Genomic DNA, 25,209 nt, shown 5'->3' with positions numbered 1-25,209 from the left:
TCCACCTGATGCAGCATCTACGTGTATTGGTACACTTATTTTTGCTGTTTTATTGTATTCTTCAAGTAATGCATCTAATGCTTTTATATCATCAAATTTTCCTGTATATGTTATTCCTTGTAATGCTACAACCCCTATTGTGTAGTCATCTACATAATCTAAAACTTTATCTACGTTTAAACTCATATGTTCTTCATCCATTGGTACTAAACGCATTTCTATATCCCAGTATACACAGAATTTTTCCCAGCAAACTTGGAATCCTGATGATACTACTAAGTTTGGTTTTCTCTTTGTTGTGTCTATTCCTAATTTTTCTGCTCTGTTTCTCCATCTAAATTTCATAGCCATACCACCAAGCATGCATGCTTCTGATGATCCTACTGTTGATGTACCTATATAGTTTAATTCTTTTGGTGCATTCCATAAGTTTGCTATCATATTTACACATCTGTTTTCCATCTCTGTTGTCTGTGGATATTCAGATTTATCTATAGCATTTTTTTCTAATGTTTCTGCCATAAGTTTTGTTGCTTCATCTTCCATGTATGTTTGACAGAATGTTGCTAAGTTAAGTCTTGCATTCCCTTCATTCATTAACTCATCTTTTATTAATCTATAGGCTACATTTGGTGCAATAGAATCTTTCCCTAAAACATCTTTTGGCACGCTAGAGCCAGATTCTGTTGTTCCAAATATTGGAGTATCATAGCTATCTCCTAATTGATTTTTTTTACCGTATAACATTTTAAAAACCTCCTATATATTTTTTATCAATTTTGTTTATTATTTTGTTGTTTTAACTTCTCTTTTTTTAGATGTAATTGCATATATTACAAATGGTATTAAAACTGTAATTACAAAACTTACTATTAATATAGTTAAATATTCATGTGCACTTTTTGCATTTAATTGATTTGATGGAACAAATGAAATTACTAATGCAAATATTGATGTTGCAAATCCACATGCTGCAACTACTAATTTAAATGTTTTACCACCAGGTACATGATAAGAACGTTTTAAATTATCTTTTTTAAGTACTAATGTAAAGTAAGCTATGAAGAATAATAAGTATCCAACTAAGTATATAACAACTGTTAATGATATAGCTGTAAGGAAAGATACATTATTTCCTCCACCACCGAAAGTAAGAACTGCTGCCCATATTGTAACTATTATTCCTTGTACGAAAACTAAGTTTACAGGAACATCATGTTCATTAGTTTTAGTTAGTGATTTAGGTAATATTCCTTTTTGAGCTGCTGCATACATACCTCTTGATGGTCCAACAACCCATGCACTAACTTCACCCATAACTCCTAGTGCTAATAATATAGCTATTAATTTTACAAGCCATGTACTATGAGGAGCAAAGTGTAATATTAAAGCTTTGAATGTTTCAACAACCCCTGCACTTAAACTTAATTGACTTTGTGGAACTACTGCTGCAACTGTTAATCCACCAATTGTATTAAGCACTATAGCTAAGATAACTAATATGATCATAGCTAATGGATAATTCTTTTTAGCATTATCTAGCTCGTTTACGTGTGATGCTGATGCTTCAACACCCATATATGCTAATATAAATGACACGAAAATAACTAATGTATTTACTTTTGAAAAATCTGGTACAAAATATTGAGCCCCTATTTTTACATCTATAGGATTTCCTTGTACTATGTATGCTATTGATAATCCAAATAATATTATTGCTGGTATTAATATCCCAAATATAAATCCAGCTTTTGCTATTTTAGCTGTGTTTTTTGTACCGCCTAATTGTGAAAATGTTAACACCCAGAATATCACCAATACTCCAATAAACTTAATAACCGGAACATTATTTAATGCATTCCAATTGAATATGTATGAAACACAACCTAATATAAAATAAATCATTGTTACAAATCCAACTGTAATTTGGAACCATTGGAAAAATATTGCTGCGAATCCGAATTTTTCACCTAAAGTATTTCCAACCCAAGCAAAAATCCCTCCTTCTTGCCATCCTTCAACAGTAGCCATTTCTGCTGCACATAGTGCTACTGGTAAGAACCATAATATACCTCCTAGTAATAAGAAGAATACTAAATTAAATCCTGATGTAGCAAATGTAGGATATTCGTAAACTGTCATAACCATTGATGCGGTCATTGCAAAGAATGCGAATAAGCTAAGTGAATTTTTTTTGGCAGCTTGTGCCTGTTTCATCTTAATCATCTCCTGATATTTAATTTTTTATAAGTTCACCTAATAATACCGGATTACTATCCCTAGACCCTTTGGTATCACCCGTGTTTGTATTAATTAGATACCCGGTATTTTCATGGCAAAACATTTTTGGTAAATGTTGTAAAAGTCTAAAAATTCATTTTTAACAGACAATAATAATATTTTGAAGTTTCATAGGTCATACAAAAAAAGAGTAGCAGTTTAGCTTGCTACTCCAAAATCTCTTTTAAATTTAAACTTTGTAATACATCTTTTCTAAACTTTTCAATACTTATTCTATCCATAAAATCGCCTAATTTTTCTCCCATTTGACCATTCTCATTATAATATTCAAGTATTGTTTTTACTAAATTATAGGCTTCTTCTTCAGTTAATCCCTTAGTTATTATATCTGCACTTCTTGGATAAAATCCTGCACTACCACCAGCTGTTACAAAAAACTTCCCATCTATATCTACTAATACACCTATATCTTTAGAATACACACTAGTGCAAGCATTCCTGCATCCTGCAACACCGATTTTAGTTCTATTTGGAAGTATCATTCCATGAAAGTTTTTACTTATTTTCATTCCTATTCCTATAGTAGGATATTTTGAACGTTTACAAAAGTTAGCTGGGCAGATCTCTACATTTTTAACTGAGTTTTGATTTTTAACTGCTGGTTCCATATCTAAATCTTTCCATATACTTACTAAATCTTCTTGCTTTAAATTTGTTATTAAAATTCTTTGCCCAGATGTTAACTTAAGAACACCATTATATTTTTTTGCAACTTCAGCTATTTTTATAAGTGTCTCAGGCAAAACAAATCCTCCTGGTATATGTGGAGTTATTGCATAAGTTCGCTTTCCATCTTTAATTTTTTGTAAGTTTCCGTAATTGCTCATAAAATCTCTCTCCTTAAAATATTAATTTAATTTATCCATATACCTATTATAACCATTTATTTAATTTAATTCTGTAACATACGTTATAACTTAATATAAAAAATTAGATAACGTTTGCAGTTTTATTTTTTAATTTAGTTTTATTTTTAACAATTTTTTCCTTTCCTTCTGCTTGCTTTTTTGCTAAAATGTTTTTGAAGAGCAAATTAATTTTTTAACAAGCTAGTACATTTATCTCAGTCAAGAATTACATTAAGTCATATCACCCGATAAAAATAATTATAGTTGTATAAAAATCTTCAATGAATTTTATTACTAAACAATAAAAAGTTGCATACATTTTTAAATGTTACAACTTAATTAAACCAAGGGGGAACATAAATGAAACAAGAATTGTTAAAAACTAATCAATCAATAGTTGATGGACCTGAATCTTTGGCCATCAAACTAGATCAAATCAAAAAAGCTCAAAAAATATTTTCAACTTATACTCAAGAACAAGTTGATAAAATCTTTTTAGCTGCAGCAATGGCTGCAAATCAACAAAGACTTCCTTTAGCAAAAATTGCACATGAAGAAACTAATATGGGTATAGTAGAAGACAAAGTTATAAAAAACCACTTTGCTTCAGAATATATATACAATACTTATAAAAATGTAAAAACTTGCGGGGTTTTAGAAGAAGATTCATCTTTTGGTATAACTAAAATAGCAGAACCGATAGGTGTTATTGCGGCTGTAATTCCTACTACAAATCCAACTTCAACTGCAATATTTAAAACTTTACTTGCTCTAAAAACTAGAAATGGTATTATAATATCACCTCATCCTAGAGCAAAAAAATCAACTATTCAAGCTGCAAAAGTAGTTCTTGAAGCGGCTGTAAAAGCAGGTGCTCCAGAAGGGATTATTGGTTGGATAGATGAACCATCTCTTGAAATGACAACAACTATAATGGAAAGTGCTGATATTATATTAGCAACTGGTGGACCTGGTATGGTAAAATCTGCATACTCTTCTGGTAAACCAGCAATAGGTGTTGGAGCTGGTAATACCCCTGCAATAATAGATGATAGTGCGGATATAGAAACTGCTGTAAATTCAATATTACTTTCAAAAACATTTGATAATGGTATGATATGTGCTTCTGAACAATCAGTTATTGTCTTAAACAGTATTTATGAAAATGTAAAATCTGAATTTGTAAAACGTGGTGCTTACCTATTAAATAAATCTGAAATAGAAAAAGTAAAAGGCATTTTATTAAATAAAAACGGAGGTCTAAATGCAGATATAGTTGGTCAACCTGCATATAAAATAGCTGAACTAGCTGGACTTTCAATACCTAAAGAATCTAAAATATTACTTGGTGAAGTTGAGTCAGTAGACATATCTGAACCTTTTGCTCACGAAAAATTATCTCCAGTACTTGCAATGTATAAAGCTAGAAACTTTGATGATGCAATATCTAAAGCAGATCAACTTATATACGATGGTGGTTTAGGTCATACATCTTCTATATATTTAAATACAATAACTCAATGTGATAAACTTGAAAAATTCAGAAATTCTATGAAAACTTGTAGAGTTTTAGTTAATACTCCTGCTTCTCAAGGTGGTATAGGAGATTTATATAACTTCAAATTAGCTCCATCTTTAACACTTGGATGTGGGTCTTGGGGAGGAAACTCTGTATCTGAAAATGTAGGTGTTAAGCATTTAATAAATATAAAAACTGTAGCTGAAAGGAGAGAAAATATGCTTTGGTTTAGAGCCCCAGAAAAAGTTTATTTCAAAAAAGGTTGTTTAGGAGTTGCTCTTCAGGAGCTTAAGCATGTTCTTAAAAAAGAAAGAGCCTTTATAGTTACAGATGGCTTCCTTTATCAAAATGGATATACAAAACCTATAACTAATTTATTGGATGAAATGAATATTAAACACCATACATTCTATGATGTTGCGCCAGACCCAACATTAGAAACTGCTAAAGCTGGTGCTAAAGCTATGGCTGACTTCAAACCAGATGTAATAATTTCCATAGGTGGTGGTAGTGCAATGGATGCAGGTAAAATCATGTGGACAATGTACGAACATCCTGAAATAGACTTTGGCGACTTAGCTATGAGATTTATGGATATAAGAAAAAGAGTTTATGAATTCCCTACAATGGGCGAAAAGGCTTACTTTGTAGCTATACCAACTTCTGCTGGTACTGGTTCTGAGGTTACACCTTTTGCAGTTATAACAGATCAAGATACAGGAATTAAATACCCTTTAGCTGATTATCAACTAATGCCAAATATGGCTATAATAGACTCTGACTTAATGATGAGTATGCCTAAAGGATTAACTGCAGCTTCTGGTATAGATGCTTTAACTCATGCTTTAGAAGCTTATGCATCTATGATGGCAACTGAATATACAAATGGTTTAGCTCTTCAAGCTGTTAAATCTATATTTGAATATCTTCCAAGAGCTTATGAAAACGGAACAACTGATCCTGAAGCTAGAGAAAAAATGGCTAACGCTTCTACAATGGCAGGTATGGCATTTGCTAATGCATTTTTAGGAGTTTGTCACTCTATGGCTCATAAATTAGGTTCATTCCACCATATACCTCATGGTGTTGCTAATGCACTTTTAATAAATGAAGTTTTAAAATTCAATGTATCTTCTGCTCCTATAAAAATGGGTATATTCCCTCAATATAAATATCCTCAATGTTTAGAAAGATATGCTGAAATAGCTTCATTCATAGGTATTAATGGAAATTCAAATGAAGATAAATTTAATAAACTATTAAATAAAATAGATGAATTAAAATCTACTGTTGGAATTCCTAAGACTATAAAAGATTGGGGTGTAGATGAAGGTACATTCTTAGAAAGCTTAGATGAAATGGTTGAACAAGCATTTGATGACCAATGTACTGGAGCTAATCCTAGATATCCATTAATGAGCGAAATTAAACAAATGTATTTAAATGTTTATTACGGAAATGCAAATGCAGCAAAAGAAGTTCTAGAAGGTAAGTTAAATTGTGCTTTAGATTAATTTTTAAAATAGATATTTATTAATTATAAAAAAGAACCTCAACTTTAATAAGTTGAGGTTCTTAATCTATATAAAATGAAATTCATGGGATGACTATTTTAAATCATTAGATATTTCAGTAAAGATTACTCCAAGTGCATGAGCTCCTGCATCTGGATATCCTAAACTTCTTTCTCCAACAGTTCCTGCTCTACCCATACGAGCTACTATTTCTTTAGTTGACTCTGCTCCTTCTACAGCTTTTCTTGCTGCTTTTTCAAAAGCTTCTTTAAATGTATCATTTTCTTTTACACTTAATTCCCATGAGTTTGCACATGGTACTAATGCATCTATTAAAGTTTTATCTCCTACTCCAGCTCCTCTACCAAATGATCTTTCACCTGTAGCTTGTACACCATTAACTGCTGCATCCATCATATTAGCAAAGTTTAAAACAGTAAGTTCATCTTTATCTCCTACATATCTTCCTGCTGCTCTAAAAGCACTTCCCCATATTGGTCCTGATGCTCCTCCACAATATTCCATTATTACCATAGAACATTCATTTAAGAATTTACCAATAGTTAGTTCTTCTATTGAAAGTATATTTGCCCATTCTCTTTTTAATTGCTTAAATCCTTTTGCAACACTCATTCCAAAATCTCCATCTCCAGCATAAGAATCTAATTCACAGAATGGCACTTCATTTTTTATTATTATTTCACTCATTTTATCAACTACATAGATCATATTTTCTAAAGTGAATCTATAATCTTCTATATTTGCAAAATCTTTATTAGTTTGCACTTCAAAACATACATTTGAATCATCTGTATTATTTTCATCTTCATATATATCTGTATATTCTACTGGTACGAAAGCTCCTGAAACCTTAAATCCAGGTGCTTCACTTACTTGAGATAATAAATATTTTAGCTCATTATCTAATTTCATTATAGATACAGATGCTCCTGCCATATCTATACTAGTCATATAGTTTCCAACAAAAGCTGTACATATTTTGATATTTCTCTTAGCTAATTCACGTATAACAGAATTATTAAGTAAATATAGTTCTTGAAGTGGAGTTCCTCCAAAACCATTAATCATCAATGCAATTTCTTCTTCATTTGAATCTTCTATTTTCATATCTGCTAATATATCATTAACCATTTTTTTAGCCAGCTCATCTGCAGAAGATGTTTTTTCTCTTCTTACACCTGGCTCTCCATGTATTCCAACTCCAAATTCTATTTCATCTTCTTCTAATTGGAATGTAGGTGTTCCTTTTGCTGGTACAGTACATGATGTAAGTGCAAACCCTAAACTTCTAACATTATTAGCAGCTTTTTGTGCAACTTCCTTTACTTCATGTAAACTCATACCAAGTTCAGCTGCAGCTCCAGCTATTTTATGAACTAAAACTGTTCCTGCAACTCCACGTCTACCTACTGTGTATAAACTATCTTCAACAGCAATATCGTCATCTACCTTTATATAGTCAACAATTAAACCATCTTCTATAGCAAGATGTGCTGCATTTCTAAAGTTCATAATATCTCCACTATAGTTTTTGATTATTAGTAATGTTCCTTTATTACTTGCAGTCTCTTTTATTGCATTATATATTTGTATTTGAGAAGGTGATGCAAACACATCTCCACAAACAGCTGCATCTAACATACCTTTTCCTACAAATCCTGCATGTGCTGGTTCATGACCACTTCCACCACCACTTATTAAACTAACTTTATTTTTATTTATATTTTTTTTCTTAATTACTTTATATTTTTTTAAAAACTCAAGTTCTGGATGCGCCATAGCTATTCCATTGCACATTTCCATAACCACAGTTTCTGGTTTATTTATTATTTTTTTCATAATGTCACACCTCTATCTGTTTTTATAGTTTTTCCCTATACTATCAGCTGTTATTATTGCAGCTGCAACTTCATCAACGTTTATAGGGAATGGCATAGAATATATAGATTCTTCTTTAATACATGCTTTCTCAGCCACTTCTTTTAATTCTTCTTCAGTAATAGTTTCTACCCCTATATCTTCTAGACAAACAGGAAGCCCTACTTGTAAACAAAATTCTAATACTTCTTCTATTTCTTCTTTAGGTGCATTTTCTAAAACTAATTGTGCTATTGTTCCAAATGCAACTTTTTCACCATGGAAGTATTTATGTGTTCCTTCTAATATAGTAAGTCCATCATGTATAGCATGAGCTGCTGCTAATCCTCCACTTTCAAATCCAAGTCCAGATAAAAGAATATTTGTCTCAATTATGTTTTCTAAAGCTGGAGTAACTAAGTTACAATCTGATGATACTTTTGCTTTAACTCCATCATTTATTAGAGTCTCATAACATAATTTTGCTAAAGCTAATGCTGTATTAGTTCCCTTAGCTTCTCCGCATAACCCTTCTCTATAACCACAAGGTAATCCTGCATTTACATTTGAATATGAACTAGCTGTTGCTCTTGCTTCAAAGTAAGTTGATAAAGCATCTCCCATTCCTGAAACTAAGAATCTAGTTGGTGCTTTAGCTATAACTGTAGTATCAACTAAAACTACACTTGGACTTTGCTTGAAATATGCATAATCATCAAATGCTCCATCTGGTGTATATAATACTGCTGAATGACTTGTAGGTGCATCTGTTGCAGCTATAGTTGGAACTATTATTAAGTTATCTCCTTGAGCTACACACTTAGCAGTATCTATTGCTTTACCTCCGCCTAGACCAATTGTACATGCACATTTATTCTTTTTAGCTAAATCTTGTAATCTTGCTACTTCTTCTCTAGAACATTCTCCTTTGAAGTTACTTTCAACAAAAGTTACCCCAAATTTTTTAGCAGTTGAATCTAATTTATCTTTAACACGTTCTATATCATCTTTATGTGCGATTAATAAAGCTGAATCCCCAAATACTTTTATGAAGTACCCTAAATTTAATAACTCATCTTGACCTTGTACATATTTTGTAGGACATATAAATGCTTTTCTCATATTAATCTCTCCTTTGTATTTTGTAGTGATATTATTTTTTAAGTTAACTTAATTATAATACCGTTTTCCCAAAAATGCATTGGACATAGATGTTAATAAATTACGATTTAAAACCGTAATTTTTTGATGTAAAATTATATAATTGGAATTTATGTACTTTTCGAAATTTTTTTAACAAATTCAATTTGCCTGTTATCTAAGATGTTTCTTGTATAAATTTGGGGTTACACCTTCATACTTTTTAAATATCTTTATAAAGTATCCTGACTCGCTAAATCCAAGTTCATCACTGATTTCATTTATTGTCATATCGGTTTCTTCTAAAAGAGCTTTTGCCCATTTAATCTTAAGCTTTGATATATATGTTGAAAAATTTTCACCTATTTCTTTTGAAAATAATCTACTAAAATAACTTGAACTAACATGGCATAACTTAGCCATACTTTCCATTGATATATTTTCACTTTTATTGTTATATATATATTCAATTGCTGGCTTTAAAGTTTTACTTACCTTAATTTCTTCGCTGTCTTCTTTATGATCATAAGTTATATACCTATTCACAATAGCATTAGAAATTTCTTTTTTAACACTTTCTATATTTTTTATGCTGTATCCAGTAAAAGTTTTACTATCTATTTCTATTCCATTTCTCATAGTTTTTTCATACATCTCTAAAATCAAATTTTTATTTAATGCCTCTTCTACTATATAATTAGATAATAAAAATAACATGTTAGATGTATCTTCTACTTCTTTATATGATAAAACAGGTAGTTCATTATAATATTGATTAAGTTGATTTGAGATGTCATTTTGTTCTAGTACTTTATCTGGAACTTTTAATATTTGTTCTAACATATCTGTTGATTCATAATCATCTATTCTCACTTGCCCTGCCATTATTGCACCTATATATTTTTCATCTACTATAATAGGTATAGCCACATCAACTATATTATAATGGCATAAATATATATATGGTTTATTCATTCTTACAGCTTCTAACCCACCTCTTGAATCACATTTTTCACAGTACTTTGATAACTTAGAATTACCTCTTACTAACTCACAAAATTTGTGGCATCTACTGTGTTTAGTTATCGGATTTCCTTTATAGTCCACTATAACTATTGCCATTTTCGTAACTAGCGAAAGATAATCTTGTAAATTATCCCATTTCTTGAAATCTATTATCTTATTTAGACTTAAATTTTCATTTCTCACTTTTCATACTCCTTTAAAGGCAATTTTATATCTTGTACTAATTTTATCATATATGAATAATATATTGTTTATTATGCAGACTATTTAGTGGAGGTGTATTTTATGTTAAATTTAACTGCTAAAGAAAAAATGTTATTAGAAGATGAAAAAAGCCATGAGCAATTATGTGTTCAAAAATATCAGGAATATGGTAAAAAAGCTTCAGACCCACAGCTAAAAAGTTTATTTAATGAACTTGCTCAACACGAACAACAACACTTAACTTCAATAAATCAAATTTTAAGTGGTACTGTTCCAAATGTTAATCAAGGTCAAGGTCAAAGCCAAGGAAATCAAAACTCAAATATGCAAAATTCAAATACTATGCCTAACATGAATTCACAATCATCACAAATGAATGCTTATAATGAACAAGATAAAATGTTATGCCAAGACTCACTTAGCACTGAAAAATATGTATCATCTACATATAATACAGCTATCTTTGAGTTTGCAGATAAAAACATACGCCAAGTTTTAAATCATATTCAAAAAGAAGAACAAGAACACGGAGAAAAAATTTACAATTACATGAGTCAACATAATATGTATAACTAGAAAAATAGGATGTGATATCAATTAATGGATCACATCCTTAACTATTTTTGTAATGTTAAATATTTATATATTATCGGTATATCAATGATTTTCTTTACTAATTTAACTTAATTTTTCTCATTTTTATAAATCATCTGAAAATAGTTAACTTTACTAATATAATTTTTTTTATTGACTTATTTTAAATTTGTTTTATAATTGTATACAACAAGTAGATAACTGAGATAGAGGCGCGAAATTTATTAGTAGTATTATGGAGATAAGCTCGATGAAGTAATATGAAAGGAAATTTCGCCGAAGTGAATAGTTAATAGCTTTAATACTATTTACTGGGCTTATATAAAATATATATAAGACTGTCACATTTTGTGGAGTGCTATTTTCAATGAAAGCGTACGGTATTATCATACTTAGTTAGTATGAATTTTTTCGTATAAAGTCATGAGCATAGTCTTATGACTTTTTTTATTTTCATAAAGATTTATTATCTTAGTTACTTACTTATGGAAAACTAACTACCATAAGGAGGATAAGTAAAATGAGTAATGAAAATCAAGATTTAAAAAGAGGGTTAAAAGCTAGACATCTAAATATGATTGCTCTGGGAGGATCGATCGGTACAGGTATATTCCTTGCAATGGGTGATACTCTTCACCAAGCAGGTCCTGGTGGTGCTTTACTAGCATATGGGTTAATAGGAGTAATGGTTTATTTCTTAATAACTAGTTTAGGTGAGATGGCAACATATATGCCTATATCTGGTTCTTTTAGTTCTTATGCTACAAAGTTTATTGATCCAGCACTTGGTTTTGCACTTGGGTGGAACTATTGGTATAACTGGGCAATAACTATAGCTGCTGAAATGGTTGCAGGATCATTAATTATGAAATATTGGTTCCCTAATGTACCTGGATTTTATTGGAGTATATTTTTCTTAGCTATAATTGTAGGTTTAAACTTTTTATCAGCAAAAGCATATGGTGAATCTGAGTATTGGTTTGCCGGAATTAAAGTTGTGACTGTAATAATATTTTTAATAATAGGTGTGTTAATGATACTTGGTGTAATGGGTTCTGATGAAATAGGGTTTCATAATTACTTTATAGCAGATGGACCATTTCATGGTGGTATAAAATCTGTATTTGCTATATTTTTAGTTGCAGGTTTTTCATTCCAAGGTACAGAACTTATAGGAGTTGCAGCCGGAGAAAGTGAGCAACCTGAAAAAACTATACCAAAAGCTATAAAATCAATTTTTTGGAGAATATTAATATTTTATCTAGGAACTATAATTGTTTTAGGTGCTATTATACCTTTTACTCAAGCTGGTGTTTCTGAAAGTCCATTTACTATGGTTTTTGAAAAAGCAGGAATAGCTGGTGCTGCTTCACTTATGAATGCAGTAATACTTACATCTGTTTTATCTGCAGGTAATTCAGGTATGTATGCATCAACTAGAATGCTATATTCAATGGCTAAAGAAGGACTTGCACCTAAAGTTTTTGCAAGAACTAATAAAAGAGGTGTTCCTGTAAATGCGTTAATATTAACTACATTAGTAGCTTCTGCGTGTTTCTTAACTGGTATATTTGCAGAAAGTACAGTTTATGTTTGGTTAGTTGCTGCATCTGGACTTGCTGGATTTATAGCATGGGTTGGTATAGCAGTTTGTCACTATAGATTTAGAAAAGCATATATCCATCAAGGTCATAGTTTAAAAGAATTAAAGTTTAAAGCTAAATGGTATCCATTCGGACCTATATTAGCACTTATAATGTGTTTGATAATAATATTAGGTCAAGGATATTCTTGTATAACTCCAAATGGAGTTGACTGGCATAGTTTAATAGCTTCTTATATAGGTATACCTTTATTCATAGCTTTATATGTTGGATATAAAACTAAACATAAAACTAAAGTTGTATCTTTGGATGAAGTTGATTTAACTTTTGATGAAAATATAAACAGCAGTTCAATAGATAGTCAAATAAGTGAATTAAATTAAATAAAAAAGGCTGATTTTAATATCAGCCTTTTTTCTATATTCTTTCTAATTTATATATAACAGGATGTAACCCATCATTACAAGAATGTATTGCAACTCCATCTTGCTTTACATAAGGGCTATTATTCCCTGATGCTAAAAATTCAACTTTTCTTTTTAATCCTGACCACGCACCTTTACAAAAACGTTCTGGCATTTCGCAATTTTTTGATATAAATTCATCTCCAACTTCACCCTTAGCGCAAACTAATGGCATGTTTTCTTTTGCATATTCTACAAAAATATCATTTACCTTTAATTTTTTTAATATAGTTATTTTAATATCTGAATACTTTTGTGATTCCATTTTTTCCCCTCCATAAAAAATTTATGTAATAACTATATTCTAAACTAAAACTTATTTCATATAAACACAAATAAAAAGAAAATCTCGAAGTTATTAATAACTTCGAGATTAAAATAATTTATATTAACATAAATCTATTACTTGAACTTGATATACAACAGTTATAATTTGACCAGGAACCATAGTATTTAAATTAAATCCTGCTGATGGGTTGTAATCTGGATGAGGAACACCATTTACAGTTACAGTTCCTAATACAAATATAGAATTATGAGGAGTATAGTCGACAAATACTACATCAGTAGCATTTATATTTCCTACATTTTCAATTGTGATTGTATAAGTTAATTTTTCACCTATAGTAGCATATTTTTTGTTTACAGACTTAATCACATTTAAATTGCCATAAGCAATATTAGTAGTTACTGTATTTGAGTAAGCTGTATCACTATATGGAGGCTGCTTTGGATCTACTAAATATTTAAATGGTATAACAGCCTGGTTAGTTACTTTATTAGAAGCAGGAACTGAAGTCACAGTTGCACTAAATTGAACTATTACAACATTTCCTATTCCTATGTCACCTATACTAAATCCAACTGTAGGGTCATAACCTGGTTTACTTTCTCCATTTACAATTACAGAACCTGTTTTAAACTGAGCACCTGTAGATGGAGTATCTTGGAATAAAACTTCATTATCTATAACATTTCCTACATTTGTAAGAGTTATAGTATAGTTTAATATATCTCCTATTGTAGCTATTGCTTTATCTACAGTTTTAACTACATTAAGTTTTCCTAAAACTACATTAGTTGTTACTAAATTACTTGTTTGAGTTTTAGTTGATATAGTACCACTAGGATCTATCTTATAACTAAATTGGATTTGAGAAGTATTTGTTACATAAGCTGGCACTGGTAAAGAATTTATCTTAGCATCAAAAGTAACTGTTACTGTTTGATTAGGTGCCAAATCTGATAAATCAAACCCTATAGTCGGATCTAATGCTGGATATAAAACATTGTTTATTCTTACAGTTCCTAATACATAACTTAATTCTGATTGTAATAAATCGGTAAATCTTAAGCTAGTTGCATTTACATTTCCTGTATTAATAATAGTTGAAGTATAAGTTATAGTATCATTTACTTTTGCATATAACTTATCTACTGATTTTGTGTTAGATAAACTACCTACATTAATATTAGTTGTTACTGTATTAGATGTTGCTGATATAGGGTAGTTTCCTCCTTGTGGGTCTACTTTATAAACACCATTTGAAGCAGCATAGTTCGTTACTTGAGGTGGTGTTGGTACAGAGTTTACAGTTGCATTAAATTGTACTAAAGATGTGTTTCCTGCTATAAGATTATTTGGTAAGTTAAATCCCGCTATTGGATCATAATCAGGGTAACTAACACCATCTATTGTTACTGTTCCAGTTTTAAATATAGCTCCATTTGATAATGTATCTGCAAATGCTAAATTAGATATAGTTGTGTTTCCATCATTTTTAACTAACACATTATAATTTAATGTATCTTGTAAAGTTGCATATAATTTATTTACAGACTTAGCCATACTTAACTTAGGATAAATTATAATAGTATACACAGTGTTTGATATTGATGATTTACTATAATTTTGACCACTAGGATTAACCTTATAATTAAATGTTCCTACTGCATAGTTTAGTACTGAGTCATGTGTCGGTTGTTGTATTACCGTAACAGTAAATGAAACAGTTACACTAGCCAACGGTTCTATAGTTCCTAAACTAAATCCTTGATTAGGATCATAATTTTCATAAATATCTCCATCTATTTTAACTGATCCTGTATTAAATGTTACATCTGATTGTAAATTATCTGTGAAAATTACATCAGTTGCATTTACATTTCCATTATTAGTTACAACTACTGTATATATTATTGTATCTCCTGTTGTTGCATAGTTTTTATTTACAGTCTTAGTCAGATTCAGTGAACCTAAGTTTATTTGAGTATCTGCTTTATTAGAATTTGTTTGCCCATATAAATCGCTTCCATTAGGATCTATTTTATATGCAAATGTTAAGCTAGCTATATTGCTAATTAATGAAGGTGTCGGCAATGAGCTTACAGTTGCATCAAATTTAACTACAACCGTATCTCCTGATATTATATCTCCTAAAGTAAAGCTTGAATATGGATTAAATCCAGGTTTTGATACTCCATTTATAGTTACAGAATCTGTAACAAAAGTTAATCCTGTTGGTATAACATCTCTAAAGTTTACATTCTTAGCTACAACATTACCATCATTAAATATATTAACTGTATATGTCAATACATCTCCAATTGTTGCGTATGATTTACTAACTGATTTTGTTGCAGTTAATGAACCTACATTTATAACAGTACTTACTGTATTACTTGTTGATTGTTTTGATACTGGAGTCTTATCTGGATCTATCTTATAACTATAATTTGTTGTAGCCGTATTGTATAAAGTATAGTCTCCAGGAGGTATACTATTTACTTTAACCTTGAAACTAACTGTTGCATTTCCATATCCTGTTATATCGCTTAAACTAAATCCTACATTAGGATCATAATCTGGTTTATTTGATCCATTTACATAAACAGATCCACTTACAAAACTTGCATCTATTTGAACTAAATCTTTAAATATAACATTTGAACAAGTTGAATTTCCTTGATTTACTATATTTATTGTATACGTTAATACATCATTTATAGTTGCGTACATCTTATCTACTGATTTTGTAAGGTTTAATAACCCTAAATTGATAAAAGTAGTAACTTTATTAGAAGTAGACGTTATTGTAACTGGATTATCAGTTGGTGTTAATTTATAAGTGAATTCTACATCTGCAGTATTTTCTACTTTTCCGCTTTGAGGTAATGAATCTACATGAATACTAAATGATACTACATGATATTGATTTGGTGTTAAATCACTTAATGCAAATCCATCGACTGGATTGAAAGTTGGCTTAGGCGTTCCATCTACTACTACGGTTCCACTATTAAATGAAGTTGCGCTTGGCATTAAGTCTGTAAATGTTAAGTTAGTTGCATTAACTGATCCAGTATTTTTTATAATTACTGAATAGCTTAAATTATCTCCAACTGTAGCATAATTTGTATTTACTGATTTTGTAAGAGTTAATTCTCCAACTGCAACAAATGTCATTGTTGTGTTTGTATTTATTGTTGCGTTTACTAACTCAGTTCCTACTGTATATTTGTAATTTATAGTAGCAAAGTTATAAATAGTGTTATCTAAAGGTCTACTATCTATTGTAGCTTTAAAAGTTACTGTAGTTGTTGTATTAGGTTGTATATCAGCTAATGAGAAACCATTATTTGGATCATATCCAATTTTTTGTTGACCATTTATATATACTGAGTCTTTTACAAATTTTAAATGTGTATCTAAGTTATCTATGAATTCAACGAATTCAGCAGGCACATTTCCATCATTAGTTATATCTATACTAAAGTTTAAAGTATCTCCTAATTTTGCAATACTCTTATCAACTGATTTATTTGCAGATACTATAGTATCATACACATAAACAGTAGTTGTGTTTGAGTCTTTTGACTTAGTAGTAGGACTTCCATTCGGATCTACATAGTAAGAATATTGAACACTAGCTTTATTCAGTAACTTATTATCTAGTGGTAATTGCTCTGTTGTAACGCTGAAGCTAACAGTAGTTTGATGACCTATATCTATATCATCTAAACTAAATCCAGTTTCTGGATTGTAGTTTGGTTTATTTACTCCATTTACATATACTGACCCGTCATTAAATACAGACTCCTCTTGAATCATATCTGTAAACATTAAGTTCTTTAATATAGTATTTCCTGTGTTATATATAACAAAGCTATAAGTTATTATATTGTTTAATCTAACCACAGTTCTATCTGCTGCCTTTGTAACTGTTAGATTTCCTAATCTTATATAAGTTGTTACAGAATTACTAGTTGTGTTGCTTACTATACTGCTTCCATTTGGATCTATCTTATATGAATAGTTAATATTTGATGTGTTAGTTACATATCCATTGTTTGGAACAGATTCAACAGTAACATCAAATTTAACAGTAACTGATGATCCTGGTGTTATAGTGTCTAATGTAAATCCTATATTCGGATCATAATCTGGATATGCTGTAGATCCAATTTTCACAGAACCACTTACAAATGTTGTATTATTTGGTACTAAATCTGTAAACATAGTATCTGTTATATTTATATTACTATTATTAGTTATTACAGAAGTATAAGTTAATTTATCCCCTACTGTTGCATAAGTTTTATCTACACTCTTTGTATTGGTTACATTTATATTTCTTATATTTGTAGTTGTCGTATTACTAGTTAAAGTTCCATCAATATATGGACTTGTTGGACTTAATTGATATTTAAAATTAATACTTGCAATATTATTAATTTGAGGAGGGTTAGGAACACTAGTTACCGTTGCTTTAAACATTACAACCACATTTCCTCCAGGTAAAACATCACTTATTGTAAATCCACTATTCGGGTTTGCGCTTGGTTTATTAACTCCATCTACAAACACAGAGCCATCTACAAATGTTGCTCCACTTGGAATTAAATCTTTGAAAGTTACATTTGTTAGTGGTATTGTTCCTGTATTACTTGCTACAACTTCATAATCAAGTACATCTCCTACAACTGCATATGATTTATTCACTAATTTAGTTAAAGTTGCTGAGTATGAATTTATTATAGTTGTTACTGTGTTACTTGTTGATGTTTTTGATATTGGCTGTTGATTAGGGTCTATATAATAACTATATGATGCTGTTGCATTATTTTTAACAGTATTAGGATTTGGTAAACTGTCTACTTTAATTTTAAACTCTATATTTACAACCTGACCTATATTAATAGTCCCTAAGTTAAATCCAGTTTGAGGGTTATAATTTGGTTTATTTACTCCATTTACATAAACTGATCCTGAAACAAAAGATATTTGAGATTGAAGTATATCTGAGAAAATAACATTGTTTGCACTTGCGCTTCCATTATTCTCAACTGTAAATGAATAAGTTAAATTTTCACCTACTCCTGCATATGACTTATCTACACTTTTTACAATGTCAATTTGTGCATATGGGTCATAAGTTTTTACAGTATTAGAATATACAGTTTTACTTACTACCGGACTATATGGAGTCTCTTTATAGCTAAGTGTAACTTCTGAAGTATTTGGTATATAGCCAACAGGAGTATTTCCAAGTATAGTAGCTCCAAATACTATTGTTGCAGTATCACCTGGGTGTAAATTTTCTATTGGAAATTGTGTATTTGGATTATAATTTGGATAATTTATTCCATTTACATATAAACTTCCTTCGTAGAAAGTTAAATATATTCCTAAATAATCCACGAATTTAATATTTGTTAAATCTACATTTCCTGTGTTTTGAATTACTGTTGTATAAACTATATAATCTCCAGGTTGTGCATATGCTTTATCCACAGATTTTGTTACTGTATATGATGCTTTGTTTATTATCGTTTGAACAATGTTGCTATAAACTGTATTTGTTAAAATATTTCCATTAGGATCAGGTTGGTAGCTATATACTAAATCCGATTGGTTATAAACTATATTTGGATTAGGAACTGAATTTACTCTAACTTGATATAAAACTTCTACAGTTTCTCCCGCACAAATAGTCCCTAATGTAAATCCTTGATTTGGATTGTATGAAGGATATGCTATTCCATTTATAGTAACTGAATCTGTAATAAATGAAGTTTCTGATTGTATATTAGATAAAAATACTGTATTTGTAGAGTTTATGTTGCCATTGTTAGTTATCTCAACTTTATAGTATAAAATATCATTTACAGTTGCATAATCTTTATCAACACTCTCAACAATATTCATACATGTATAATTTGCAATTGTATCTACTTTATTAGAGTCTTTCTCTGACTGTATAACTCCTGTCTCAGTAGATATTTGATATTTAAATGGAACTTGAGCTATATTTTCTATTAAGTTAGCTGGATTAAGTTCATTTATTAAAACTTTATATTCCACTTCAGTTGTTTCCTTAGGCTGAATTGGCTCAGGCAAATCAAATCCATTAAATGGATTTAGTGTTGGATCTATATCTCCATTTATCTTAACACTTCCATTTACAAAAGTTGCTCCTGGTATAGTTGGTTCTAATACTTGAACATTATTTGCATTTATATTTCCTGTATTAGTTAAACTTAATGTGTAAGTTACTGTATCTCCTACTTTTGGATAATTATTATTATTGCATCTTTCTCCTATAATATCTACATACTGAATTGTTGTAGATGTAGTATTGCTAAATATAGTTTTTTCTCTTAAATATCCATACTGATTGAATACATATCCAAATGAAATACATGAATTATTATATACCTTAGTCGAAGCTGGTAGTGAGTTTACTTTACATTGGAAAACTATTTTGCTAGATGATCCTACAGGTAAATTTGGAAGTGATATTCCATCTACTGGGTTATATTCTGTATATTCTATTCCATCAATAATTACACTTCCATCTACAAATGAACAATTTAAATCTATTTTATCTTGGAAAAATAAATTTTGAGCTATTTCTGTTCCAATATTTTTTATATCAACTGTATAAGTTATGCTATCTCCAACAACTGCTGTTGATTTTGATGAAGATTTCGAAATTGACAATAATCCATCTTGAACAATTATTTCTATAGTGTTTGTAGTTGCATAATTTGTTATATTATCCACACCTGATATAAATTGATAATTATAATTTACATTTTGATGAAGTAAACCTCCATTTGGCACTGAGTTTACTCTAACTGTAAATAATACATTTTTAACACCTTTTGCTGGTATAGTTCCTAAATTTATTCCAGCTGATATGTTTGCTGTTGGATATGAAACTTCATTTATAGTTACAGATCCAGGAATAAATGTAGTGCTTGAGTCTAAATTAGCAGATATAATAACATTGTTAGCATCTACTGACCCATCGTTTTTTATGCTTAATGCATATACTAATGGCTCTCCAACTTGTATATTATACTCTCCATCTCCATCTATATCATATACATCTAGTTTGGTTATCATATTAGGAGCATTTACATTTAATTGTGTTCCAACCGCTAAAAGCTGTACCCCATCTCCAGTCTCTGCTGAGTTTACTTGCCCTGCTAATAATGTTTGATTTGGTATTAAAGTATTTGTTATGTCTACATTAGTTATATCCCACTTATTTCTAGCTCCTAGTTTTTGAGTAGGAACAAATCCATCATTATTGTTATTTCCATTAGTTCCATTTATATTTAATAATCCATTGTTGCTATTTAATGGATTAACTACGTTTATTAATCCTGAGAAAAAGTTGTTTCCTGGATTGTTTGGTGATGTTCCAGGGTTTGGATTAGGACTATCTACTGAATTACCTATATTACTAAGCTCTGCAAAAGAAGGACCTGCATAAGCAAAATCATTTCCATTTATTGGCTCACCATTTGCACACGCTATAAACACGTTTCCTTTAAGTTTTGAAATATCTGAACTTGTTGTAAATCCTGAAATAGTGGTTTGTAAAGGAGCTCCAGGTTTTGCTACTGATATTCCTGATAAGTATATTACCTTTTGAGGTGGTAAACTGTCATTTCTATAAACTACAGAAAGTGTCCATCCACCTCTACTGTTACTTAAACCAGTGTCTGGAACACTTATTGGTACGTTTGATACTGTATAATTTCCTGATAAAGAATTTTGTATATATGATGTTACATCTGCCGCTCTATATCTATCTACAGTTCCCGATGTACCTGTATTTGTATCTGTATATTGAGGTGAAATTTGGTAGCTTCCTTTTGATGTTGTAAAAGTTATTGGATTGTCTTGTATACTTCTAAGGTCTTGTGCACCTTGTACATTACTCTTTACAGTCGAATACCATAAAAGTTCTGCATATAATATCGTACTATTTGATAATATATTCAAACTTGCTGTACTTCCAGCTTCTGCCCAATCCCTTGTTGTACCTCCGTCTGGTTTTATCATATCCGACGTATTTGATCCTGTAGCTGTAGTACTTCCGCACACCACGAAACTATTCCCTGTAGCTACTAATACAGCTTTATCTATAGCTGTAAATCTAGGTGTTAACGACACAATATCTCCTCCTAATTTTCTATTATACTTGTAAGGTTTCATAACTTGAAAATAACCCTCATATATACTATTGATATTTACCTTTTTAGTTGACTAATTTATTTATTTTATAATTTTAATTTTACTTTTAAATAATTTGTCGTATCACAAAGTATTTAGATTGAATATATTTTATTAAAAGGAGTGATTTCATGTCTTCAAATATACTGAGTATGACTATTGATAAAACCCAAAATATACCTATCTTGGTCGGTAATACATCTACATTTGATATAAAAATAAAAAATTTAAGCACCTCTCAAAGATTATATAATTTAGGTTTGTTTTTAAAACTACCCGATGGCATGGTACTTTCTAGCTCAACGATAACACAGACATCTAGTGTAACTAATGCTGATAATAGTATTACTTACTCTTGGATTAATTTAAAAGATTTAGCTCCACTTGAAGTTGATTACACTTTTTCTATAACTGTAAAGTGTAATACTAAATTTAAAAATGGAACAACAATTCCCTTTGACTACACATTTTCAGGAATCACTGTTTCTTGCCAGGTTGATACTATGCCAAGAGGAATTTATGATATAGGAAATGAAGTTATAACGCAACAGATAGATATGACATTTAAAACAGTGCGATTTTATAGCACGATTTCTACTGCAGGTAAAGTATTAAAAGGAGCAGGTACTTCAGCTTATTTAAATGATTATACTCAAGTTAATACTGCAACTTGTAAGTTTTATAATAATTCTACTTCTACATCACTAGTAAACATATCAATTTTATTAGAAGATGGTATTAGATATATTGGAAACATCAATGTATCAGGCACAGATTCTTCTAAATTTATAAATCCTACTATAAGCGTAATAAGTATAAATGGTAAAATTTATACTCAAATTTATTATGGGAATATTAATTTATCCGTAAGTGGTACCACAACTTTAAATTTTAATTATGCTGTTTGGAATCAATATAATAATAATCAAGGGAATTTTATAATTCATGGAACCCAATTAAATATGCTTATAAATATGAACTCAGCAGATCCACTTGTTGTTTCAAGCTCAGATAGCAATACTAAATTTTCTGCTATGGATTTAATTATTACTACGTCTACAAGTAAAGGTTTGGTAGATGTTCAAAGTACTGTAACATATACTTATGTATATAAAGTTGGTCAGTATTATAATATTCAAAATATAGTTGTTAATTATTTTTTACCAGATGGAATATATTATATTTCTAGTTCCTCAACGCCTACATCTGTTTTTGATGATCCAATACTTAAAGGATTTAATTTAACATATAACTTTAGCTTAGCTACTCAAAACTCAACTAAAACTGTAACTATATCTGCAAAAGTTGACAGTTACTATAGATATAAAAAAGATAGTCAATCTTTAAATCTTCCAGTAGTTGCATCTGATCCATTTTTGGCTACTACAAATATATCAGGAGTACTTATTGGCCCATTATCAACAGTAACAGATAATTCTAGTGTGTCTTCTAGTATAAGTGTCGGTTCTATAACAAAGCAATTTGTAAAAGGATACTACAAAGATGGAACTCCTAAAACTATAAATACTCTAGCTCCAGGAGATTTAGCTGAGTATTTATTATCATATAATGCTTCAACCTTGAAAGCTATTCAAAAAGAAGTTTATATAGATGATTTCTTCCCTCTTTCAGCAGACCCTATAAACAACTTAAATTATGCGTATACAGGATATAATCCAATTGCTTCTCCTAAACTTATAAGTCCTCATGGTGTCGACTTTTATTATGGTGATATTCCAGGGTTATCATCAGCTACAATTAACTTTAAAGTTCCAATAGCTCAACTAGGTTCATCTACACAAAATGCAAACCTAATGAAGTTAAAAGGAATAAACACATATGGATATGCTTATAGTAACAGAGCTCAAGTAAACTTCAATATAGGTACTCCAAATTTACAACTAACTAAAGCTGTAAATGGTCCTAATAAAAATGCTATAAAATCAAATGAAGTTTATACCTACTCAGTTACCATATCTAATACTAATAATTTAGGAACTGAAACAGATGCATTTAACTTTACACTTAGTGATACTTTATCATCATGGTTTACACTTGACTCAAGTAGCTTAAAAGTTAGTGGTTCAGGAAGTTATTCTTCTATAAATATACAAAATAATAATATAGTTGTAAGTATAAGTAAGTTAGCTCCTGGTCAATCCTTAAACTTAACTTATAAGGTTACAATAAGCTCTGTATTAGCTCCTGGAGTTAACATAACAACTACAGCTACTAATACAAATCCTTACTCACAAGCTTATGAGGAAGGTTCTTCAAATTATCAGTACTCTAACCTTATAAAAACTGCATCTATAACTTTATCTTCATTAGCTATATCACTTTCAAAAACTAATATATCCGATTTATTTAAAGTTGGATCTAATATAACTTATTTAATAGGAGTAACTGTTCCTCAAGGAACTATTGCTTATGGTTTCTATCTAAAAGATACTCTACCAAGTGGAGGTCAATCTTATGTAGGTCCAACTACAAGAAACAATGTTCCTATTACTCCAACAGTTTCCTCTAATATAGTAACATTTCCTAGTGAAGGTACTGTAGATGCTAGAAACTCTTCACAAACAATCAATTATACTATGGTTTGTAAAATTACCAATGCAAATAAAAGTTTAAATGTGACAACATCAACTCAATCTAATACTGTTCAATGTTTATATCAACAAATTCAAGGAGGAAGTTTTTCTAGTGTTAGTAAAAGTTTAACTGTAACTATAAATCATCCTAATTTAGTTTTAAATTTAACTGCAACAGATAAATCAAATTCTACAGTATATAATCAAAATGCAAATATAAATATAAACTCAGTAATGCAGTTTAAATTAACATTCCAAAATAATAGTTCTATTAAACTTGTAAATGGAACTATAGAGATACCTATAAGTGGAAATTTCTTATTCTATGAAGTAAATACAGCAGTATTTTGTACTGCTTCTTACAACTCAACTTCAAAGAAAATTATTATATCAATACCTCAGTTAGATGCTTCTACAACTGGATATGTATACTTTACAGTAGTTCCTCAATCAACACTTAGAGCTGGCACTTCTATAGCTACACAAGCAACTGCTGTATCTTATTATAATGATATATCACCTTCAAAAATTTACAGTGGTGAAAAAAGTAATATAATAACTTGTACTTTAGCTCCTGGTGTATCACTTACTCCAGATCCATTAACCAAAATAAATGATTCCACTTCATTTATAGTTACACAGCCTGGTAATACTGCTGTTATATTAGACTACTTCAAAAATACAGGTGGCGGTTATGATGATTTCACATTGATAATACAAAAAGTAGGAATACCATACACACTGTATATAGATAATGTTAAAATAGCTGATGTTCCAAAAAACACACTATACCAACAAACATTGCCTATAATGTCAAATTTAGCACCTAATACAACTAAGGTTATTCAAATAAATGCTTTAATTCCTTTAAATAATCCACTTGGAACTAGATATGATTTTATATTAACCGCTAAATCGGTTACTAATCCTTATCCTGAACAAACTGTATTAAATATAGATCCAAGTTTTTAAATTAAAAAAATCCCTTATATT

General features: G+C 30.0%; 12 protein-coding genes and 1 riboswitch. Of the genes, 4 read left to right on the top strand and 8 right to left on the bottom strand.

The window, feature by feature from the left end:
* From GFJ41_RS14795 to GFJ41_RS14785, 3 genes are all read right to left on the bottom strand, one after another.
* Window positions 1–747 (bottom strand): pyridoxal-dependent decarboxylase (locus GFJ41_RS14795; RefSeq protein ID WP_264318404.1); only part of this gene is annotated, 747 nt, incomplete at its 3' end.
* Between the two features lie 39 nt (window positions 748–786).
* A complete protein-coding gene (gadC, locus tag GFJ41_RS14790; RefSeq protein ID WP_035118072.1) occupies window positions 787–2,217 on the bottom strand; it encodes a glutamate/gamma-aminobutyrate antiporter in 1,431 nt (476 codons plus the stop codon).
* A gap of 230 nt (window positions 2,218–2,447) precedes the next feature.
* Window positions 2,448–3,128: a ferredoxin-like domain-containing protein gene (locus GFJ41_RS14785; protein WP_170075742.1), complete on the bottom strand. Its 681-nt coding sequence runs from the start codon at window positions 3,126–3,128 to the stop codon at window positions 2,448–2,450.
* Window positions 3,129–3,509: 381 nt separating this feature from the next.
* Here GFJ41_RS14785 and adhE point away from each other — a divergent pair, with 381 nt between their 5' ends.
* Window positions 3,510–6,182 carry a bifunctional acetaldehyde-CoA/alcohol dehydrogenase gene (gene adhE / locus GFJ41_RS14780; RefSeq protein ID WP_052169291.1) on the top strand — a complete coding sequence of 891 codons (2,673 nt, stop codon included), beginning with the start codon at window positions 3,510–3,512 and terminating at the stop codon, window positions 6,180–6,182.
* Between the two features lie 93 nt (window positions 6,183–6,275).
* Here the strand turns inward: adhE and dhaK are convergent, their stop codons facing one another.
* The 3 genes from dhaK to GFJ41_RS14765 form a co-directional block, all read right to left on the bottom strand.
* A complete protein-coding gene (dhaK, locus tag GFJ41_RS14775) occupies window positions 6,276–8,042 on the bottom strand; it encodes a dihydroxyacetone kinase subunit DhaK (RefSeq protein WP_170075741.1) in 1,767 nt (588 codons plus the stop codon).
* Between the two features lie 12 nt (window positions 8,043–8,054).
* Window positions 8,055–9,182 (bottom strand): glycerol dehydrogenase, encoded by a 1,128-nt coding sequence (locus tag GFJ41_RS14770; protein WP_170075740.1) that lies wholly within the window; start codon window positions 9,180–9,182, stop codon window positions 8,055–8,057.
* A gap of 192 nt (window positions 9,183–9,374) precedes the next feature.
* Window positions 9,375–10,409, bottom strand: coding sequence for a PocR ligand-binding domain-containing protein (locus GFJ41_RS14765; RefSeq protein ID WP_035118076.1), 1,035 nt, complete (start codon window positions 10,407–10,409; stop codon window positions 9,375–9,377).
* Window positions 10,410–10,511: 102 nt separating this feature from the next.
* Here GFJ41_RS14765 and GFJ41_RS14760 point away from each other — a divergent pair, with 102 nt between their 5' ends.
* Together GFJ41_RS14760 and GFJ41_RS14755 are read left to right on the top strand one after the other, a co-directional pair.
* Window positions 10,512–11,006 (top strand): spore coat protein, encoded by a 495-nt coding sequence (locus tag GFJ41_RS14760; protein ID WP_035118077.1) that lies wholly within the window; start codon window positions 10,512–10,514, stop codon window positions 11,004–11,006.
* Window positions 11,007–11,223: 217 nt separating this feature from the next.
* Window positions 11,224–11,393, top strand: a riboswitch (Lysine riboswitch).
* 151 nt (window positions 11,394–11,544) lie between these two features.
* Complete coding sequence (locus GFJ41_RS14755; RefSeq protein ID WP_170075739.1) at window positions 11,545–13,011, top strand: amino acid permease; 1,467 nt, start codon at window positions 11,545–11,547, stop codon at window positions 13,009–13,011.
* Window positions 13,012–13,045: 34 nt separating this feature from the next.
* Here the strand turns inward: GFJ41_RS14755 and GFJ41_RS14750 are convergent, their stop codons facing one another.
* Together GFJ41_RS14750 and GFJ41_RS14745 are read right to left on the bottom strand one after the other, a co-directional pair.
* On the bottom strand, window positions 13,046–13,357 hold the full coding sequence (locus GFJ41_RS14750; RefSeq protein ID WP_170075738.1) for a TIGR04076 family protein: 312 nt from the start codon (window positions 13,355–13,357) through the stop codon (window positions 13,046–13,048).
* 123 nt (window positions 13,358–13,480) lie between these two features.
* A complete protein-coding gene (locus tag GFJ41_RS14745) occupies window positions 13,481–21,562 on the bottom strand; it encodes a DUF11 domain-containing protein (protein WP_170075737.1) in 8,082 nt (2,693 codons plus the stop codon).
* A 191-nt stretch (window positions 21,563–21,753) separates the two neighbouring features.
* Here GFJ41_RS14745 and GFJ41_RS14740 point away from each other — a divergent pair, with 191 nt between their 5' ends.
* Window positions 21,754–25,188: an isopeptide-forming domain-containing fimbrial protein gene (locus tag GFJ41_RS14740; RefSeq protein ID WP_170075736.1), complete on the top strand. Its 3,435-nt coding sequence runs from the start codon at window positions 21,754–21,756 to the stop codon at window positions 25,186–25,188.
* Window positions 25,189–25,209: the final 21 nt, after the last annotated feature.

The organism is Paraclostridium dentum, assembly GCF_012922555.1.
Lineage (GTDB): Bacteria > Bacillota > Clostridia > Peptostreptococcales > Peptostreptococcaceae > Paraclostridium > Paraclostridium dentum.
The sequence above is the reverse complement of the archived record's forward strand: the minus strand, read 5'-3'. Positions and strand labels throughout refer to the sequence as shown.

Excerpts from the sequence above, each read along its gene's own strand:
- gadC (WP_035118072.1), bottom strand. The coding sequence starts at position 2,217 with ATGAAACAGGCACAAGCTGCCAAAAAAAATTCACTTAGCTTATTCGCA.
- GFJ41_RS14785 (WP_170075742.1), bottom strand. The coding sequence starts at position 3,128 with ATGAGCAATTACGGAAACTTACAAAAAATTAAAGATGGAAAGCGAACT.
- adhE (WP_052169291.1), top strand. The coding sequence starts at position 3,510 with ATGAAACAAGAATTGTTAAAAACTAATCAATCAATAGTTGATGGACCT.
- dhaK (WP_170075741.1), bottom strand. The coding sequence starts at position 8,042 with ATGAAAAAAATAATAAATAAACCAGAAACTGTGGTTATGGAAATGTGC.
- GFJ41_RS14770 (WP_170075740.1), bottom strand. The coding sequence starts at position 9,182 with ATGAGAAAAGCATTTATATGTCCTACAAAATATGTACAAGGTCAAGAT.
- GFJ41_RS14760 (WP_035118077.1), top strand. The coding sequence starts at position 10,512 with ATGTTAAATTTAACTGCTAAAGAAAAAATGTTATTAGAAGATGAAAAA.
- GFJ41_RS14755 (WP_170075739.1), top strand. The coding sequence starts at position 11,545 with ATGAGTAATGAAAATCAAGATTTAAAAAGAGGGTTAAAAGCTAGACAT.
- GFJ41_RS14750 (WP_170075738.1), bottom strand. The coding sequence starts at position 13,357 with ATGGAATCACAAAAGTATTCAGATATTAAAATAACTATATTAAAAAAA.
- GFJ41_RS14740 (WP_170075736.1), top strand. The coding sequence starts at position 21,754 with ATGTCTTCAAATATACTGAGTATGACTATTGATAAAACCCAAAATATA.